At 64.7% G+C, this 604-nt stretch carries 1 pseudogene; it reads right to left on the bottom strand.

Annotated features, from left to right (window positions below):
- Window positions 1-39 precede the first annotated feature (39 nt).
- Window positions 40-604, bottom strand: a pseudogene (locus EN906_RS36390) (ornithine cyclodeaminase family protein); the annotation flags it as partial.

The raw sequence follows: 604 nt of genomic DNA, 5'->3' as shown, positions 1-604 counted from the left end.
CGTCAATACCGACGCCGGTTCCGGTGAGGACGAGCGCGCTCATGCGAAGCGCAGCCGCTGGCCGATGCCTTGCACTTGGGCCTTGGCCAGCATCGCCTTGCCCAGCGCAATGTCGGACAGCGACAGGCCGCGATGCCAGAACAGGATCGTTTCGGCGTCGCTTTCGCGCCCGGCTTTCAGACCGGCGGCGATCTGGCCAAGCTCGGCATGCAGCGTCTTCTCGCTCAGCCGCCCGGTCTCGACATGGGCGCGCAGCGAGCCGAACTTGCCGCCCTTGCACTGGCCCCAATCGTCGACGACCATTTTCTGCATGATATCGGTCAACGACAGTTCCACCGCGCTCATCGTGCCGTAGGGCACGACCAACGCGCCGGGCTTGATCCATTCGGTCTTGAGCAATGGCTGCGGCTCCGGCAACCGCGAGGCCTCGACGACAATGTCGGCGCCCTCGATGCAGCTTTTCCAGTCGGCGACCGCCGTCACCGTCTTGCCGAGATCGGCGGATAGTCTGGCGGCAAAACCGTCGCGGCTTTCCGGGCGGCGCGAATGGACGCGGATCTCGTCGAAATCGAAGAGATGGTCGAGCAGGCGGACATTCCAGTAG

The organism is Mesorhizobium sp. M7A.F.Ca.CA.004.06.1.1 (genome assembly GCF_003999135.1).
Taxonomy (GTDB): Bacteria; Pseudomonadota; Alphaproteobacteria; order Rhizobiales; family Rhizobiaceae; genus Mesorhizobium.
This window is presented reverse-complemented; position numbering and strand designations above follow the sequence as displayed.